General features: G+C 70.2%; 16 protein-coding genes and 1 pseudogene. 11 read left to right on the top strand and 6 right to left on the bottom strand.

The genetic code is table 11. From position 1 onward, the window contains the following. Window positions 1-3 precede the first annotated feature (3 nt). Window positions 4-504, top strand: coding sequence for a methylated-DNA--[protein]-cysteine S-methyltransferase (locus ACFWMR_RS24465; RefSeq protein WP_378380030.1), 501 nt, complete (start codon window positions 4-6; stop codon window positions 502-504). A gap of 82 nt (window positions 505-586) precedes the next feature. Here the strand turns inward: ACFWMR_RS24465 and ACFWMR_RS24460 are convergent, their stop codons facing one another. Both ACFWMR_RS24460 and ACFWMR_RS24455 read right to left on the bottom strand, forming a co-directional pair. Further along, complete coding sequence (locus ACFWMR_RS24460; RefSeq protein WP_378380029.1) at window positions 587-3,538, bottom strand: AAA family ATPase; 2,952 nt, start codon at window positions 3,536-3,538, stop codon at window positions 587-589. Further along, window positions 3,535-4,686 (bottom strand): exonuclease SbcCD subunit D, encoded by a 1,152-nt coding sequence (locus tag ACFWMR_RS24455; protein WP_378380028.1) that lies wholly within the window; start codon window positions 4,684-4,686, stop codon window positions 3,535-3,537. Before ACFWMR_RS24455 ends, ACFWMR_RS24460 begins: the two co-directional genes overlap by 4 nt. Window positions 4,687-4,864: 178 nt before the next feature. On the opposite strand from ACFWMR_RS24455, the gene rmuC reads away from it, so the two are divergent. Next, window positions 4,865-5,779 (top strand): DNA recombination protein RmuC, encoded by a 915-nt coding sequence (rmuC, locus tag ACFWMR_RS24450; protein ID WP_093936614.1) that lies wholly within the window; start codon window positions 4,865-4,867, stop codon window positions 5,777-5,779. Between the two features lie 227 nt (window positions 5,780-6,006). Continuing rightward, window positions 6,007-6,897, top strand: a complete 891-nt coding sequence (locus ACFWMR_RS24445) for a DUF6542 domain-containing protein (protein ID WP_378380027.1) — start codon at window positions 6,007-6,009, stop codon at window positions 6,895-6,897. Between the two features lie 239 nt (window positions 6,898-7,136). Here ACFWMR_RS24445 and ACFWMR_RS24440 read toward each other — a convergent pair whose 3' ends face one another. Continuing rightward, entirely contained in the window at window positions 7,137-8,150 is a 1,014-nt protein-coding gene (locus ACFWMR_RS24440) for a 4-hydroxy-3-methylbut-2-enyl diphosphate reductase (RefSeq protein WP_167406277.1), read from the bottom strand. Between the two features lie 151 nt (window positions 8,151-8,301). Between ACFWMR_RS24440 and ACFWMR_RS24435 the strand changes: the two genes are divergently transcribed. The 6 genes from ACFWMR_RS24435 (at window position 8,302) to ACFWMR_RS24410 (ending at window position 12,799) form a co-directional block, all read left to right on the top strand. Beyond that, a complete protein-coding gene (locus ACFWMR_RS24435; protein WP_378380026.1) occupies window positions 8,302-8,958 on the top strand; it encodes a lipid droplet-associated protein in 657 nt (218 codons plus the stop codon). Next, window positions 8,955-10,217: an exodeoxyribonuclease VII large subunit gene (gene xseA / locus ACFWMR_RS24430; RefSeq protein ID WP_093936611.1), complete on the top strand. Its 1,263-nt coding sequence runs from the start codon at window positions 8,955-8,957 to the stop codon at window positions 10,215-10,217. Before ACFWMR_RS24435 ends, xseA begins: the two co-directional genes overlap by 4 nt. Then, window positions 10,214-10,615, top strand: a complete 402-nt coding sequence (locus ACFWMR_RS24425) for a hypothetical protein (RefSeq protein WP_378380025.1) — start codon at window positions 10,214-10,216, stop codon at window positions 10,613-10,615. The genes xseA and ACFWMR_RS24425 overlap by 4 nt, the downstream gene beginning before the upstream one ends. Continuing rightward, complete coding sequence (locus tag ACFWMR_RS24420; RefSeq protein ID WP_093936609.1) at window positions 10,612-10,845, top strand: exodeoxyribonuclease VII small subunit; 234 nt, start codon at window positions 10,612-10,614, stop codon at window positions 10,843-10,845. The genes ACFWMR_RS24425 and ACFWMR_RS24420 overlap by 4 nt, the downstream gene beginning before the upstream one ends. A gap of 85 nt (window positions 10,846-10,930) precedes the next feature. Beyond that, complete coding sequence (glpX, locus tag ACFWMR_RS24415; RefSeq protein ID WP_005168143.1) at window positions 10,931-12,001, top strand: class II fructose-bisphosphatase; 1,071 nt, start codon at window positions 10,931-10,933, stop codon at window positions 11,999-12,001. A 9-nt stretch (window positions 12,002-12,010) separates the two neighbouring features. Further along, a complete protein-coding gene (locus ACFWMR_RS24410) occupies window positions 12,011-12,799 on the top strand; it encodes a S1 family peptidase (protein WP_378380024.1) in 789 nt (262 codons plus the stop codon). 66 nt (window positions 12,800-12,865) lie between these two features. On the opposite strand, the gene ACFWMR_RS24405 is transcribed toward ACFWMR_RS24410, so the two are convergent. Then, window positions 12,866-13,855 carry an NAD(P)/FAD-dependent oxidoreductase gene (locus tag ACFWMR_RS24405; protein ID WP_378280283.1) on the bottom strand — a complete coding sequence of 330 codons (990 nt, stop codon included), beginning with the start codon at window positions 13,853-13,855 and terminating at the stop codon, window positions 12,866-12,868. Between the two features lie 113 nt (window positions 13,856-13,968). On the opposite strand from ACFWMR_RS24405, the gene ACFWMR_RS24400 reads away from it, so the two are divergent. Then, window positions 13,969-15,366, top strand: coding sequence for a class II fumarate hydratase (locus ACFWMR_RS24400; protein WP_378380023.1), 1,398 nt, complete (start codon window positions 13,969-13,971; stop codon window positions 15,364-15,366). On the opposite strand, the gene ACFWMR_RS24395 is transcribed toward ACFWMR_RS24400, so the two are convergent. Beyond that, window positions 15,363-15,944: a TetR/AcrR family transcriptional regulator gene (locus ACFWMR_RS24395; RefSeq protein WP_378380022.1), complete on the bottom strand. Its 582-nt coding sequence runs from the start codon at window positions 15,942-15,944 to the stop codon at window positions 15,363-15,365. The genes ACFWMR_RS24400 and ACFWMR_RS24395 overlap by 4 nt on opposite strands. Here ACFWMR_RS24395 and ACFWMR_RS24390 point away from each other — a divergent pair. Beyond that, window positions 15,943-16,440: an SRPBCC family protein gene (locus ACFWMR_RS24390; protein ID WP_378380021.1), complete on the top strand. Its 498-nt coding sequence runs from the start codon at window positions 15,943-15,945 to the stop codon at window positions 16,438-16,440. The two genes, ACFWMR_RS24395 and ACFWMR_RS24390, sit on opposite strands and share 2 nt — an antisense overlap. Here ACFWMR_RS24390 and ACFWMR_RS24385 read toward each other — a convergent pair. After that, window positions 16,438-17,268 (bottom strand): annotated as a pseudogene (locus ACFWMR_RS24385) (DMT family transporter); the annotation flags it as partial. The gene ACFWMR_RS24390 and the pseudogene ACFWMR_RS24385 overlap by 3 nt on opposite strands. Window positions 17,269-17,412 lie beyond the last annotated feature (144 nt).

The raw sequence follows: 17,412 nt of genomic DNA, 5'->3' as shown, positions 1-17,412 counted from the left end.
AACATGAGCATCGCGTACTGGTCCACAATGGACACCAAGATCGGCCCGTTCACCGCCGTGGTGGCGGGTGACGGGGCCGTGCTCGCCTCGGGTTGGACGGGTGAGGTCGGCGAGCTGACGCCGCTGATCTCACCGTCGCTGGCCCCTGGCGAAGTGAAGGAGCGACGGGACCTGGGGCCGGTGAGCACCGCGATCCGCCGGTACCACGAAGGCGACCTGGACGCCGTCGCCGACATCGAGGTGCGGCAGCGGTCCGGCGCTTTCCGGGAGCACGCTTGGGAAATCCTGCGGAAGGTGCCCGCGGGCGAGCCGGTGAGCTACGCGGAGTACGCGGCGCTGGCGGGGAATCCGTCGGCGGTGCGAGCGGCCGCTTCGGCGTGCGCGAAGAACGCGGCGGCCTTGTTCGTGCCGTGCCACCGGGTGGTGCGGACCGGCGGTGGCGTGGGGAACTTCCGGTGGGGCGTTCCGGCGAAGCAGTGGCTGCTGACCCACGAAGCCGCCTGACTCCCTCCTGGATGTCATGAGGGGTCCCCATCGGACGAAAAATGTCCTATGGGGACCCCTCATGACACTTCGCGGCAGGGGGTCAGGCGGCGTGGATTTCGACCGAAGAGCCCGTCCGCGCCTTCCTGATCCGCAACCGGGTCGGGATCCGCTGCCGCAGCTCCTCCACGTGCGAAACCAGCCCGACCACCCGCCCGCCGGCGCGAAGCTCGTCGAGGATGTTCATGACGATGTCGAGCGTCTCGGCGTCCAGTGTGCCGAAGCCTTCGTCGATGAACAGCGTGTCCAGCAGCGCCCCACCGGTCTCGGCGGCGACGACGTCGGCGAGCCCCAGCGCCAGCGAGAGCGACGCGAGGAACGACTCACCGCCCGAAAGCGTCTTCGCGGGCCGGACGGTGCCGGAGTAGTCGTCGAGCACGTCGAGACCGAGCCCGCCGCGAGTCCCCCGGGCCCCTGCCGCGTCCGAATGCACGAAGGAGTAGCGGCCCTGGCTCATCGTCCGCAGGCGGGCGGTGGCCGCGACCGCGACCTCTTCCAACCTCGCGGCCAGGACGTACGACCGCAGCGACATCTTCCGCGCGTTCTGCCCCCGTCCGTTGACCACCTCGGCCAGCGCCTTCAGTTCGTTGTACCGCTCCTCGACCGGTGCCAGCCCCGCCAGCAACGACGTCATCCGCTCGACCACCTTCGCCAGGTCGGCGTGCCGCGAAGTGGCCGTCCGCAACGCGACGAGCGCCTGCTCGGCCTCGCCCCGAGTGTCCCGCGCCGCTTCCTCGGAGGCCGCGACGTCGATCTCGTCCTCCGGCGAGATGCCGAAGAGTTCCGGCTCGGCCAGGGCCTGCCGCTCGGCCTTCTCCATCGCCTTCGCGTCGGCGAGGCCCGCCTCCAGCTTCATGACCTGCTCGTCCGGCCGCGACGCGGCACGCATCGCATCGAGATCCGCGAAACCCTTGGCCCGCAACGCTTCTTCGACCAGTTTCGCCTGCTCGTCGCGGCGCTCGCGAGCACCCACGACACCGAGCCGCGCTTCGGCGAGCGCGTCGAGACGGGTCGCAAAACCGAGCAGGTGCTTCCTCCGGGCGGCGACGTCGGCGAACTCGCCGCGCGCGCTTTCCAGCCGCCGTTCCCGTTCCGCCAGCCGTTCCGTGAGGCTTCGGACCTCGGCGGCGGCCTCGGCGGCCCGGTGCTCCGTCACGCGACGGCGTTCGGTCAGCTGCTCGGTCTTCCGTTCCAGTTCGAGGAGCTGCTTCTCCAGGACAGGCTTGCGACGAGCCGTTTCCGACAGCGACGCGCCCAGCTCCCGCGCCTCCCCGAGTTCGGCCCGCAGCGCCTCGGCGGTGCGCTCACGCAAACGCTCGGCCAGCGTCTTCAGCCGTCCTTCGGCTTCCAGCAGCGAGGCCTGCGCCTTCTCACGCCGCTTGTCGGCCTGCTGTTCGGCGGCTTCGGCGCGGCGTTCGTCCTCGGGATCGACGAGACCGCCGGTGTGCGTGGCGCGCGCCGGATGCTCGGTCGACCCGCACACCGGGCAGTCCTCACCCGCGGTCAGTCCGGCGGCGAGTTCGGCCGCCATCCCGTCGAGACGGCGCTCGCGCAGGTCCAGGCGATGCCGGCGTGCTTGCTGATGGACGTCGACGGCGTCGCGGACCAGTCCACGCGCCTGCTCGACGGCCTGCTCCACCCTGGGCACCTCGTCGGCGTCCCGGACCAGCGCCGTCAGCTCTTCGAACCGGGTGCGGACACCTTCGAGTTTCGCCTCGGCTTCGACGGCCGCGAGCGCTTCGGCACGCACCGCCGTGATCTTCTCCGGCGCGGATTCGAGTTCGGCGGCGAGCTCCCCGGCCTGCTTCTCCGCCTCCGCGGCGGCGGTGCTCAGCTGATCGCGGCGAACCAGATCCCGTTGCTGCTGCTCGCTTTCCGCCACGAGCTCGGCGAGCGCGCCCGCCTCTTCACGCAACGCGCCGGCGCGAGCGCGAAGCTCGGCGGCGGAACTTTCCGCGGCGTCAGGCACTTCCTGAGCCCGAAGCGCCTCCGCGGCTTCGGCCTCCGCGAGCTGGTCCAACCTGCGTTCGAGAAGGTCGGCCTCCGCGACCACACCAGCAGCCCGGTGCGCCGCCTCGACCTCCTCCGCCCACTCCGCGCGCTGGTCCGCCTGCTCGGCGATCGCCGAAAGCCGCGTGTACGCGGTGCGCACGCGGCGGATCCTCTCCGCGGTGGACCGGTTCTCCTGCCAGACGACCTCGGCGGTCTTGGCCGCCGCACGAGCCTTGGTGTCCCGTTCCCGCGCCAGGCCGACGCGTTCGGCCGACTCGGCGAGCACGGCCTCGACCCATTCGCTCTGCCCCTCTTCGGGCGCTTCCTGGCGGGCGACCTGCGCGAACCGCGCGACCCACTCGCGCAGCGACTGCTGCCGCTCCTGCAACTCGCGACCGCGTTCGGCACGCAGATTCGCGAACCAGTTCTCGACGTCGGAAAACCGCTCCGTGCCGAACAGCCGCTCCAGCAGTTCTTCACGCTCGGCGGTGTTCGCCCGCAGGAACCGCGCGAATTCACCCTGCGGCAGCAAGACCACCTGGAAGAACTGCTCGTGCGTCATGCCGATGAGCCGCTCGACCGTGCGCGCGACCTCGTCGATCCGCGTGATGCCTTCGGCCACGTGCCCGGCTGGCACCGTGCCGACCCAGCTCAGCACCGCCTTGGCCTGCTGGAGGGTCATCCCCTCGCCCCGGCGCTTGGGCCGCTGGTACTCGGGGTTGCGCGCGATCCGCATCCGCTGGCCCTGCACGGTCAGTTCCAGGACGACCTCGGTGACCTGATCCGGCTCGGCGAGGTCGCAGCGCAGCCGCTTGACCTCGCCGCGAGCGCCGGGGACCGTGCCGAACAGCGCGAACGCGATGGCGTCGAGCAGTGTCGTCTTCCCCGCGCCGGTGTCGCCGTGCAGCAGGAACAAACCGTCGGCGCCGAGCACGTCGAAGTCCACCACCTCGCGGCCCGCGTACGGACCGAAAGCGGCGACCTCCAACCGGTGCAGTCTCATACTTCGCGCTCCCTGCCCGCCGCGCCCAGTGCCGCCAGCACCAGCCGCTCCTCGCTTTCGGACGGCTCGGAACCGCGGCAGTCCTCCAGGAAACTGCGGGTGATCTCGACGTCGGATCGCCCTCGGACGGCTTCGGCGTACTTCAACGCGGCGCCGTCGTGCCCGCCTTCCGGCTGCCAGTCCATGTGCACGGCGTACGGGAACCGTTCGCGCAGTTTGCGCATGGCGTCGATCGGGCGGACCCGGTCGGTGACCGTGAAGGAGAGGAAGTGTTCGGTGAGCTCGTCGTGCTCCGGGTCCGCGAGGAGTTCGGCCAGCTCGCCGCGCAGCATCGCGAGGTGCCGGGGAACGGGCAGCTCATGACGCCGGACCTCGCCCAGCCCGTCGGCGCCGAGCTCCACCAGCCATACCGACTTCCGTTGGCGCGTCTCGGAAAACGAGTACGCCAGCGGACTGCCCGAATAGCGCAGGTGCTCGGCGAGGGTCTGCGGTCCGTGCAGGTGGCCGAGCGCGACGTAATCGACGCCGTCGAACACCGAACCCGGCACCTGCTCGACGCCGCCGACCGCGATGGTCCGCTCGGAGTCGGTCGGCTCGCCGCCGGTGACGAAGGCGTGCGCGAGCACCACCGACCGCGTTCCAGCCGTCCGGCCGGCGAGATCGGCGCGGATCCGCCGCATCGCCTCGGTGAGGACGCCGGTGTGACCGCGGGCCTCGGGTACGCCGAGGGCGTGGCGCGCGGGCTCCGGTTCGAGGTACGGGATGCCGTAGAGGGCGACGTCGCCGTGTTCGTCGGGCAGCAGCACGGGTTCGGCGAGACCGTCGATCGTGGCGCGCAGGTGCAGCCCGCCCGCCGCGGCGAATTCGGCGAACGCGCCCAGCCGCGGCGCGGAGTCGTGGTTGCCCGGCGTCATCACCAGCTTCGCGCCGGCCTGACGGATCCTGCCCAGCGCGGTGGTGGCCACGCGGACGGCCTCCGCCGAAGGCACCGCGCGGTCGTAGATGTCCCCGGCCACGACCACGACGTCGACCGATTCGGCGGCCACGAGGTCGGCGACGTGGCCGAGCACGGCTTCCTGTTCGGCGAGCAGATCGGCGCCGTGGAAGGTGCGGCCGATGTGCCAGTCGGAGGTGTGCAGGAGCTTCACGCAGAACAAGGTAGGGCCGCGCACCGGCCGGGAAGGGGAGGCGCGCCCTTGGAGCCGCCGCGCTTTCCGACACGCCGGAGACCGCGCAGGTCAGATACGGAGCGCGACCACGTCGTCCCGTTTTTGTCGGTGGGTTCGGCCATGATGTTCCCGACTCGGATCCGGAGGGGAGGTACCGGTGGCGACGGTGATCACCACCGCGGCCGTCGTGCTCGCGCTCCTGCTGCTCGTCGCCGTCGCGCTGCTGTGGCGGCTGTACAACGACGGCATGCGGCGGGCGGACGCGGCGGCGAAACAGGTCGCCGCCGAACGCGCGAAGGCGGATCAGCAGCAACTCGCGCTCCGCCGGTACGAGGTCGCCTTCGCCTCGATCAGCGGCCGAGGCGAACTAGGTGAGCAGGTGCTCCTGGAGACGGCGCGCGCGCTCGGGCTCCGCGAAGAGCTGCACTTCACGCTGCAAACGGACCTGGCGGGCGGCGGCGCGGCGAAGCCGGACATGGTGCTGCGGGTCGGCGGCGGGCGGACGGTGCCTGTCGACGCGAAGGCGAGCATGGCCTGCTGGGCCGAAGCGGTCGAGACCGACGACCCCGAAGAACGGCTGGACGCGCTGCGCGTCCACGTGCGCCAGATCCGGTCGCGGGCGGCCGAACTGGCGGGCAAGGGCTACCAGCGCTGGGCCGACGCGATCTACGGGACGATCATGTTCGTCCCGTCCGACGCGGCCGTGGTGGCCGCGCTGGACACCGACCCGGAACTGCTGCGCTGGATGCTGGACAGGCGGGTCTTCCTCTGCGGGCCGACCGGATTCGCCGTGCTGGCCTCCGCCGCGCTGTTCGCCGCGACCGAGCGGGCACTGGTCGAGGACGTCGAGCAGGTCCGGGCGGGCGCCGCGGCCGCGCACCGGGCCGCGGGCAACGCGGTCGACGCGCTGAACCTGTCGAGCACCCATCTCCAGCGCTTCATCTCGGCCCGGCGGCGGGAGCTGGAAGCGCTGGAGAGTTTCCGGAGCACGGTCTCCCCGCTGACCGACGCTTCGGGCAGTCCGGCACCGGTGCCCTTGATCAGGAAGGCGGACGAACTACCGGCCTCATGAGTGGTTGGAACAGTCCCAACCACCCAACGCGGGACGTTCCCTACCTGCGATTTCCGGAATCACGGGCTCCGTTTCGGCCCGTCTGACAACCTTGTCGCACCCCTACGCGTAGTACCTCTGGAAAGCACCCGGACAGTCCGTCCGGGTGGTCCGGAATGACCACTACCAGGCGATAGACATACCGCCTGTTGGCGGTATGTCCGCAGCTTGGATATACGGTGGGGCCTGTGACCGCGATTCGCGATCGCCAGAGCGATCCTGATGCCGACGACGTTCCCGTAGCCTGGGACGAGCGTCCGCTCGTCGGCGCCAGGCGCGGGCTGCCCTGGTGGGCCGCCGTCCTGGTGGGCTTCGGGCTCGCCATCCTTGGCGCCTTCATCGACGTGATGACGCAAAAGGACCTGGGCCTGCTGTTCAAGATCTGTTACGCGCTCGGCGCGGTGGCCGCCGTGGTGGCCGTCCAGCGTCGCGGGCTGTTCGGCCCGATGGTGCAGCCGCCCTTGGTCCTCGCCGTGACCGTGCCGGGAGTCATCCTCCTGACCTCGGACAACAGCAAGGATTCCAGCCTGCTCGAGAGAGCCTTCGACATCGGGAACCCGCTGATCAACGGGTTCCCGACGATGGCCATCACCACCGGTGTCACCTTGGCGATCGGCGTCTTCCGGATCTACCGCGAACGCGATCCCGACGCCCCGGTGAAGGTCAAGGCGGGCGCCAAGCCGGAACGCCGCGACGACGCCAAGCCGGCGGCCCGTTCCGCGGCCGCCGCCGCGCCGGGCCGTGGCCGTCCGGCGTCGCGGACCGGCCAGACCCCGCCCCCGCCTTCGCGCCGTGGCGCTCCGAGGGACGCCGCGCCCCGGGACGGTGCGCCGCCGCGTCGCCGTCCGCCCGCCGACGACGAGCGACGTCCTCGCCGCGACGCCGAGCCCGGTGCCCGCAAGCCGCCGCCCCCAGGACGTCAGCCGCGCCGACCGCGGCCGGAAGACGGCGAACCCCGTCGCCGCGACCCGCGTGGCGAAAGCGCTCCCGGTGCCCCGCGCCGCCGTCCGCCGCGTTCGGACGACCCGCGCCGCGGAGGGCAGCCGCCGCGCCGCCGCCCGTGGGACGACGAGCGATAGCAAGGGACCTACTTCGCAAGGTGTGAAGGTCGAGTTTCCTCGGCTCAGCCGAGGGAAGGGTCCTTCACACGCCGCTGTGACTGCTGGTGCATATGGGGCGAAAGTGGCGATCCCCAGTAGGTCCTAAGACACCCTTGGCCCTGAAGCGACAGCAAGGGACCTTTGCTATCACTTAAGGCGCTGACCAGCAGAAAGGGCCGCCCGAGGAGTTCCTCGGGCGGCCCTTTCTCGTCGGACCGTCAGGCCTTCGCGGCCTTCCGCAGCTCGTGCGGCAGCGCGAAAGCGATCTTCTCGTTCGCCGTGGTGACCTCGTCGACGTCGCCCCAGCCACGCTCGGCCAGCCACGCCAGCAGGTCCATGACCAGTACCTCCGGCACCGAAGCGCCGCTGGTGACACCGACCGTCTCGACGCCTTCGAGCCACGCTTCGTCGACCTCGTGCGCGAAGTCGACCAGGTGCGACGCGCGCGCACCCGCCTTCAACGCGACCTCGACCAGCCGCTTCGAGTTGGACGAGTTCGTCGAGCCGACCACCAGCACCAGGTCGCATTCGGCGGCCATGGCCTTGACCGCGACCTGGCGGTTCGTGGTGGCGTAGCAGATGTCGTCGCTGGGCGGGTCGGCCAAGCCCGGGAACTTGTCCCGCAGCTGATCGACGCGCTCCATGGTCTCGTCCACCGAAAGGGTGGTCTGGGAGAGCCAGATGACCTTCGACGGGTCGCGGATCTCGACCTTGTCGACGTCTTCGGCGGTGTCGACGAGCTGCACCTTGTCGGGAGCCTCGCCGGCGGTGCCTTCGACCTCCTCGTGGCCTTCGTGGCCGATCAGCAGGATGTCGTAATCGTCTTTCGCGAACCGGTTGACTTCCTTGTGCACCTTCGTCACGAGCGGGCAGGTCGCGTCGATGGTCCGCAGATTGCGCTCGGCCGCCTCGGCGTGCACCGCGGGCGAGACGCCGTGCGCGGAGAACACCACCAATTCGCCTTCCGGCACCTCGGAGGTCTCGTCGACGAAGATCACCCCGCGTTCGCGCAGGGTCTCCACGACGTGCCGGTTGTGCACGATCTCCTTGCGCACGTACACCGGTGCGCCGTAGAGCTCGAGTGCCTTTTCGACGGCGATGACCGCGCGGTCGACGCCCGCGCAGTAGCCACGAGGCTTGGCGAGCAGGACACGTTTGCCACCTGCCGGCACACCGGACTCGGTGATCGTCGGACTGCCGGCGGGCGTGATTCCGGGACTCGCAGAACTCATGCCCCCAGGGTACGGGCTGCCCCGGGGGCTCCTCGCACTCACGTTCAGGTGACCAGCGATCCCCTCTAAAGTATGTGCGTGGAGTCACGTCCTGTGAGCCGACACACCCGTTCGGTTGGGCAGGATGGACCAGATACGGCAGGCTAGACGTATGAAGCCTCTCCCGCTCCCCCTCCGGGTCGCCGCGGGCCTCGCCGTCACCACCGCCGAGCGGGTTCGCGAACTTCCCAAGCAGCTCACCGGGCTCCCCGTCACGGTGGTCAGCCAGGTGCTCCAGTTCTCCATGCGCGTCCAGCAGCACGTCACCGAGCTCGCGATCAAGGGCGACGACGCGCTGTCGGGCCTCCGCCCGGTCGAGGACACCCCCAGCTGGGCCACCTTCGACGAAGACCTCCCGCCGGACCTCGGCGAACGCCGGTACGAACGCGACTCGTGCGTGATCCCGCTGCGGGAGGACGCCGAAGTCCCGGAGCCGCGTGCCGAGGTGAACGGTCACCTCCACGACCTCGAAGCGCTCGCCGAAGACCCGTGGGCCGAGGAGGAGCGCGCGCTCGCCGAGGACCACGCCGACGGCGAGTTCGACAGTTCCGCGGCACCCGTCGACGCGAATCCCGCCGGGCTGGAGGACTACGACACGCTCACCCTGCCGCAACTGCGTGCCCGGCTGCGCCGGTTCGACCTCGCGCAACTGGAAGAACTGCTGACCTACGAGCGGGCGAACGCCGACAGGCCGTCCTTCGTCGGCATGCTCGCGCGGCGCATCGGGAACGTGAAGAAGACCGACGGCGACGGCGCGGAAGGCCAGTGAGCGCCGAACCCACCTCCACGGCGGGTCCGTCCACGTCGGCCGAGAACCCGTGGCCGGTCCGCACGGTCGCGCGCAAGGTCGGCGAGTGGATCAACCGGCTCGGCGTGGTCTGGGTCGAAGGTCAGGTCACGCAGATCTCGGCCCGCCCCGGCACCAATACCGCGTTCCTGACCCTGCGTGACCCGTCGGCGGACGTCTCGATGTCGGTGACCTGCCCGATGGGTCTCCTGCGCACGATCGAACCGCCGCTGCGCGAGGGCGCGAGCGTCGTGGTGCACGCCAAACCGACGTTCTTCATGAACCGCGGTTCGTTCAGCCTGCGTGCCAACGAGATCCGCGCGGTCGGCATCGGCGAGCTGCTCGCTCGGATCGAGCGGCTGCGGCGGCTGCTGGCAGCGGAAGGCCTGTTCGCGCCCGAGCGCAAACGCAAGATCCCGTTCCTGCCCAAGGGGATCGGGCTGATCACCGGCCGCGCGTCCGCCGCCGAACGCGACGTACTGGTGAACGCGCAGGCCCGCTGGCCGCATGTCGCGTTCAAGGTGATCAACACCGCCGTGCAGGGTTCGCTCGCGGTCCCGCAGATCCTCCAGGCACTGTCCAAACTGGACCGTGATCCGGACGTCGACGTCATCGTGATCGCGCGCGGCGGCGGCAGTGTGGAAGACCTCCTGCCGTTCTCCGACGAGGCGCTGTGCCGCGCCGTGTCCGCGGCCGGGACCCCGGTGGTCAGCGCGATCGGGCACGAGCCCGACACCCCGCTGCTCGACCACGTCGCCGATCTCCGCTGCTCGACGCCGACCGACGCCAGCAAGCGGATCGTGCCGGACGTACGCGAGGAGACCCAGCGGGTCCGCCAGATGCGCGACCGCGGCCGCCGTGCCCTGCACGGCTGGGTGGACACCCAGGTCAGGCTGCTGAACCAGACGCGCAGCCGTCCCGTGCTCGCCGATCCGCTCGGCCCGATCCAGCGGCGCTCCGACGACGTCGGGATCCACCGCGAACGCGGTCGCCGCGCGATGCTCACCCTGCTCGCCAAGGACCAGGCGGAGATCGCCAGCGCCCGCGCGCGGCTGACCGCGCTCGGCCCGGCGGCGACGCTCGAACGCGGCTACGCGGTGGTGCAGTACACCGACGACGAAGGCAACCTCCAGGTACTCCGGTCCGTCTCCGAGGTCGTGGACGGCGCGAAATTGCGCGTCCGCGTAGTCGATGGCGCGCTCGGCGCCGTCGTCTCGGGCGTACCGGAGGAGGAGCGTTGACGGCGAGTTTCCTGCCTTTGACCGTCGACGCCGCGAGACGTGCCGACGCGCCCGAAGTGCTGCGCAACGCGCTGCTGACCGAGCGTGCCGCCGCGGAATGCTGGACGGTGCTGCTGGCGGGCTGCGAACTCGTCGGCAGACGCGGCCTCGACGCCCAGCTGCGCAAACTCTCCGAAGCGACGGCCGAGCACGTCGGCACCCGATGGTGGTTCGCGGACGGCACCCTGCACCGCAAACGGGTGGCGAGGGCCCAGGAGAACCTCGTCGCGGCGATCGCGGAGGGTGACGGACAGGAGTTCGCTCTCGCCTTCGTGGGTTACGACAACGCCATGGCCGGCGCGGTAGTGTGCGCGGGGATCGGCAAGCATCGACGTCCGGTAGAAGGAAGCACAGCGTGAGCAAACCCGGTGGCGAGACCGCCGAACTCGGCTACGAGCAGGCCCGCGACAGGCTGGTGGAAGTCGTCCGCGAACTCGAAGCGGGCGGGCTGTCCCTGGAGCAGTCACTGGCCCTTTGGGAGAAGGGCGAGCAGCTGGCGAGGGTCTGCGAGCACCACCTCGAAGGCGCGCGTGAGCGGATCGAGGCCGCGCTTTCGTCGGTCGAAGACGAGCCCGGCAACGGTCAGTGACGTTCACCATGCTCCTGAGCCACCGAACCATCGTGGGTATCTGAGAGACTGGGACCCCGCCGAGTTCCCTGATCCGGGAGGCAGCATGCCCACCCCCACCTCGTCCGCCAGCTCTTCCCGACGCCCTGAGGCCCCTGATCGCAACCTCGCGATGGAACTGGTCCGCGTGACCGAAGCCGCCGCGATGGCCGCGGGCCGCTGGGTGGGGCGCGGGGACAAGATCGGCGGTGACGGTGCCGCCGTGGACGCGATGCGCCAGCTGGTCTCGACCGTCTCGATGCGCGGCGTCGTCGTCATCGGCGAAGGCGAGAAGGACGAAGCCCCGATGCTGTTCAACGGGGAAGAGGTCGGCAACGGCGACGGGCCGGACTGCGATGTCGCGGTCGACCCGGTCGACGGGACGACCCTGATGGCCAAGGGCATGCCGAACGCCCTCGCGGTGCTCGCGGTCGCCGAACGCGGCGCGATGTTCGACCCGTCCGCCGTCTTCTACATGGAGAAGCTCGCCGTCGGCCCCGACGCCGCGGGCAAGGTCGACCTGGCCGCCCCGGTCGCGGAGAACATCCGCCGGGTCGCGAAGGCCAAGAACTCCAGCGTCTCCGACGTCACCGTCTGCATCCTCGACAGGCCTCGCCACGAACAGCTGATCAAGGAGGTCCGCGAGGCGGGCGCCCGGATCCGGTTCATCTCCGACGGCGACGTCGCCGGAGCGATCGCCGCGGCCCGGCCGAGCACCGGCGTCGACATGCTGCTCGGCATCGGCGGCACCCCCGAAGGCATCATCGCGGCCTGCGCGATGAAGTGCCTCGGCGGCGAACTGCAAGGCCGCCTGTGGCCGAAGGACGACGAGGAGCGCGAGAAGGCGCTGGCCGCGGGCCACGACCTCGACCGCGTCCTCGGCAACGACGACCTCGTCCGCGGCGACAACGTGTTCTTCTGCGCCACCGGCGTCACCGACGGCGACCTGCTGCGCGGCGTGCACTACCGCGCCGGCGGCGCGACCACCCAGTCGATCGTGATGCGGTCGAAGTCCGGCACGGTCCGGATGATCGACGGCTACCACCGGCTGACCAAGCTCCGCTCGTACTCGTCCGTCAACTTCGACGGCCACCTCGACGATTCGCTGGAAGCGGACGTCGTTCCCCCGCTCCCCTAAGGAGAATCCGTGCTCAAGCGCGTGCTCGTGGTCCTGCTCACGGCGATGGTCTTCACGCCGATCGGGCAGGCCACGGGCGCGGGCGACCTCGTCGGCGGCAGAGAGGCCGACGAGCCGTATACCTTCGTGGTGTCGCTGCATTCGGCCTCCGGCAAGGCTTTCTGTGCCGGGGCGCTGATCGCGGCGGACTGGCTCGTGACGGCGGGGCACTGCGTCGAGGGCAAGAATCCGGCGAACCTGAGCGCGCGCGTCGGCAGCAACGACAACACCCAGGGCGGTGAGATCGCGAAACCCGCCGAGGTCGTCGTGAACCCGTCCTACAACCCCGATCCCGAGCACGCGGGCGGTGATCTCGCCCTGGTGCGGCTGGCCGCGCCGGTGAAGGCGGCGCCGGTCACGCTCGGGGCCGTCGTGGCGCCGGGCACGCCGACGCGGCTGCTCGGCTGGGGTCAGACGTGCCCGACTTCGGGCTGCGGCAAGGGCCCGGCGAAGTTGCAGCAACTGGACACGAAGATCGTCGAAGGCGTGCGCTGCACCGCGAAGTTCGACGGGGCCGTCGAGTTGTGCACCGACAACCCCGGCGGGAAGTCGGGCTCTTGCTACGGCGATTCCGGTGGGCCGGAGATCGCCAAGGTGGACGAGAAGTGGGTGCTGCTGGGCACCATCAGCCGCCCGGGCAACGCCGACCCGGTGTGCGCGACTTCGCCGTCTATCGCGACTTCGGTGGTGGCTTACGCGCAGTGGATCGCGGAAAAGATCGCTCCGCCGACGCCCGCTCCCCCTGCTTCGCCTTCCTGATGTGTCATGAGGGGTCCCCATGGGACGTTTTATGTCCTATGGGGACCCCTCATGACACGCGCGCCCCTACTCCGCGTTACTGGAGTGCCCCGGGAAAAGATGCGCGTCCGGGTTCAAAGCGACCGCGATGTTGTTGACCGCCGTCGCCGCTTCCCCGAACCCGGTCGCGATCAGCTTCACCTTCCCCGGGTACGCCGCGACGTCGCCCGCCGCGTAGACCCGCTCCCGCGGTGTCGCCATGGTCGAGTCGACGGAGATCGCGCGATGGTCGATCTGGAGTCCCCAGCTTTCGATCGGCCCGAGATCCGCGGTGAACCCGAGCGCGGCGACCACCGTGTCGGCGCGCAGCACTTCGGGTTCGGAGCCCTTGATCCGGATCTCGACCTCCGCCAGCGCGCCGTCGCGGTCGAAGAAGCGGGTGACCTCGGCGTCGGTGACGATCCGCACGCCGAGTTCCCGCGCCTGCCGCACGATCGACTCGGCCGCGCGGAACTTCGCGCGGCGGTGCACGAGGGTGACGCTCGCGGCGACCGGATGCAGCGCGAGCACCCAGTCGAACGCCGAGTCCCCGCCGCCGACGACGACCACGTGCTGACCGGCGTGCGCCCGCAACGCGGGCACGAAGTGGACCATGCCGCGGCCGAGCCAGCCGTCGCCGGCGGGCAGCGGTCGCGGGGTGAACTCGCCGATCCCGGCGGTGATCAGCACCGCCCCGGCGCGCACGACCTGACCGCCGTCGAGCGTGATGGTGATGCCGTCTTCGACACTTTCGAGTTTCTCGGCCTTGCGCCCGAGCAGATACGCGGGTTTCCACGGGGCGGCCTGGTCGAGCAGGCCCTGCACCAGATCGCGGCCGCGGACCTCGGCGAACCCGCCGACGTCGTAGATCATCTTTTCGGGGTACATCGCGGTGACCTGTCCGCCTGCCTCCGGCAGTGAATCCACGACGGCCATCGAAAGACCGCGGAATCCCGCGTAGTAGGCGGCGAAAAGACCCGTCGGACCGGCCCCGATGATGACGAGGTCGTACGACGTCTCCCCAGCGGACTCGCTCATTCTGCACTCTCCCGGAGGGTGGTGGGGGGCGTGATCGAGAACACATTCGATCCTAGCCCTCGCGTGCCGAAAGACACGGAGCGCGCCGGGAGCCGCTGCGCGAGACTTGGGGTATGGCTGAACAGGAATACCGGATCGAACACGACACCATGGGTGAGGTGCGCGTCCCCGTCGACGCCCTCTACCGCGCGCAGACGCAGCGCGCCGTCGAGAACTTCCCGATCTCCGGCCGTGGCCTGGAGCGCGCCCAGATCCGCGCGCTCGGTCTGCTGAAGGCTGCCGCCGCGCGGGTCAACGCGAAACTCGGCGTGCTGGACGCCGACGTCGCCGAAGCCATCGCGAAGGCCGCCGACGAGGTCGCCGAAGGCAAGCACGACGCGCATTTCCCGATCGACGTGTTCCAGACCGGTTCCGGGACCTCGTCGAACATGAACGCCAACGAGGTCATCGCGACGCTCGCGTCGAGGGCGCTGGGCCGCGACGTGCACCCGAACGACCACGTCAACGCTTCGCAGTCGTCGAACGACACCTTCCCGACGACGATCCACCTCGCCGCGACGGAAGCCGTGCTGTCCGACGTCGTCCCGGCCCTGGAGTACCTGGCCGCCGCCATCGAGACCCGGGCGGCCGAATGGGCGGGCATCGTGAAGTCCGGCCGCACGCACCTGATGGACGCCGTGCCGATCACCTTCGGCCAGGAGGCGGGCGCGTGGGCGTCACAGGTCCGGTTCGGTGTCGAGCGGCTGAAGTCGGGCCTGCCGCGGCTCGGCGAACTGCCGATCGGCGGGACCGCGGTCGGTTCCGGGCTGAACGCGCCCGAGGGCTTCGGCGCGGCAGTTTCGCAGGAGCTGGCTTCGGTGACCGGTCTTCCGCTGACCGAGGCGCGTGACCACTTCGAGGCGCAGGCGACGCAGGACAGCGTCGTCGAGACGTCCGGGCATCTGCGCACGGTCGCGGTGTCGCTGAACAAGATCGCGAACGACCTGCGCTGGCTGGGCTCCGGTCCGCGCACCGGGCTCGCCGAACTGGCGCTGCCGGATCTGCAGCCGGGGTCGTCGATCATGCCGGGCAAGGTGAACCCGGTGATCCCGGAGGCGACGCTGCAGGTGGTCGCCCAGGTGATCGGGAACGACGCGGCGGTGGCCTTCGCGGGTGCGGCGGGCAACTTCCAGCTCAACGTGAACCTGCCGGTGATCGCGCGCAACGTGCTCGAATCGGCGCGGCTGCTCGCGGCGGTGTCGCGGCTGCTGGCGGACAAGGTGTTCGCGGGCGTGACCGTGAACACCGACCGCGCGCGCGAGTACGCCGAGGGTTCGCCGTCGATCGTGACGCCGCTGAACTCCTACATCGGTTACGAAGAGGCCGCCGCGATCGCGAAGCTGGCCCTCAAGGAGCTGAAGACGATCCGCGAGGTCGTGATCGAACGCGGTCACGTCGCGAACGGCAAGCTCACCGAAGCCCAGCTGGACGAAGCCCTCGACGTACTCCGCATGGCGCGCGGAGGCCGCTAAGCGCCGAGAGCGACCACGGCCGCGTGGAGCGGTGAGGCGAGCGAAGCCGCCAGCCCTCCCGAAGGCGGCTTCTCGGTGAACAGGTGCAGCCACGTCAGCACCGGGCCGAGCAGGATCGCGTGCACGAGAGCCGGATCGGGCCGTCGCGAGAGTTCCCCTCTCGCGACGGCCCTTTCCAGCATCAGGACCAGATATCCACGTTCACGTGCGAGGAAGACCTCGCCGAAGCGCGCTTCCAGCGCCGGATCCGCGCGGACGTCGGCGAGCAGCGACGGCAGCGCGCTCTTGACCTCCGGACCGTCCAAAGAGGACTGGATCACGCCGAGAACCGCCGCCACGTCACCCCGCAGCGAGCCGGTGTCCTCCGGCGGCTCGAGTTCGACGGGATGGATCACCGCGGCGAACACGAGTTCCGCCTTCGAACGCCAGCGCCGGTACACCGCGGCCTTGCCGACGCCCGCCCGCGCCGCGACCGAGTCGATCGTGCAGCGCTGGTAACCGCTTTCGGTCAGCAACGCCCGCACGGCCTCGCGGACCGCGTCGTCGATTCCTTCTTCCCTCGGCCTGCCTCTCGCCATGCACCCAGTTTACGAGACTGATAGTTCCGTATATCGTCCGGGTATGACCTGGACCAGAATCTCCCGTCGAATCCTTCCCTGCCCGCCTTCGGCGCTCTGGCCATCGCTGGCCGACTTCACCCGCTGGCCGGACTGGGATCCCGACCTCACCGGCGCCGAACTGCACGGCCCGGCCGAGGCGGGGACGACCGGTTTCCTCGTACCGAGCGGATTCCGTGGCCGCGTGCACTCACGGGTCGCCGAGCCGTTCACGATCACGTCTTTGGTCCAGGACCGCGAGATCGCCATCCGCCAGCCGATTCCGTTCGGCGCCATGGATCTCGCGCTGCGGCTGAGCGCGGTCGACGGCGGGACGGAGTTCGTCCAGGAGATCACCCTCGCCGGGCCGATGCGCGCGGTCATGGTCGCGGTCATCGGCGGCGACGTCGTCAAGCACTTCGACGTCAAGTGCGCCAAGCTCGTCTCGCTCGCGGCGCAGGCCGAGCACGACGCCTGAAGACACCAGCGCGACCCCGATCAGCTGGGAGAAGCGGAAGTCCTGCATGCCGAGCAGAAGTGAGACGGCCAGCCCGGACACCGGCATCAGCCCGACCAGCACCCCGGCCCGATCCGCGCCCAGCATCGAAACCGCCGAGTACCAAAGGAGAAACGCGATCGCGGTGACGACGACCGTCAGGTAGCCGAGCGCGATCAGCTCACGTCCGTCCGGCCACGCCCAGGCGGCGGACGGGTCCGCGACCGTGCCGACCACCGCGCCGCCGACGCCCGCGGCGCAACAACTCCAGGTCGCGGTCGCCAACGCGCCGAGGCGTTCGAGAACGCCGACGGCGAGCAGGGTGAACAGTGCTTCGCACACCATCGCCAGCGCCGCGAGCACCAGTCCCTGCCAGCGCGCGGCGCCGCCGCCGGACAGCACCGCGATCCCGAGTCCGGCGAGCACGGCCCCGGCCACCGGCGCCCATGACGGCCGTTTTCCCTTGGCCAGCGGGGCGGCGAGGGCGAGCACGAGCGGCGTACCGCCGAGGAAGGCCGCGACCAGTCCGGGTTCGGCGTAGCGCTGCGCGAACAGCAGGCACGCCTGGAACCCGATCATCCCGGTCGCCGCGAGCGCGATCAGCGCGGGCCAGTCGCGCCGGCCCGGCAGCGGCATCGGCTGTCCGCGCAGCCGCGCCCACGCCAGCAGGAGGACTCCCGCCAGCGCGTAGCGCAGCGCCTGTCCGGTGATCACCGGGTAGCCGTCGAGCATCCCCGTCACCGGCACGGACGCGCCGACGATCAGCACCCCCAATACGCCGAGCGTCACACCTCTTCGTTCGCTGTCCATACGTCCACGATGTCCGCGATTTGGCCCTGAGCACAGAGCCAGAACACGGTCACCGGACTGGACCATAAGTCCACCGGAGGTCCGTGAAGGCCTCCATGCCAAACCACTAACTCTGGTATGAGGGCATGACGGCTGTCTCTATTA

This window comes from Amycolatopsis thailandensis, assembly GCF_042723255.1.
GTDB lineage: Bacteria > Actinomycetota > Actinomycetes > Mycobacteriales > Pseudonocardiaceae > Amycolatopsis > Amycolatopsis thailandensis.
The sequence above is the reverse complement of the archived record's forward strand: the minus strand, read 5'-3'. Positions and strand labels throughout refer to the sequence as shown.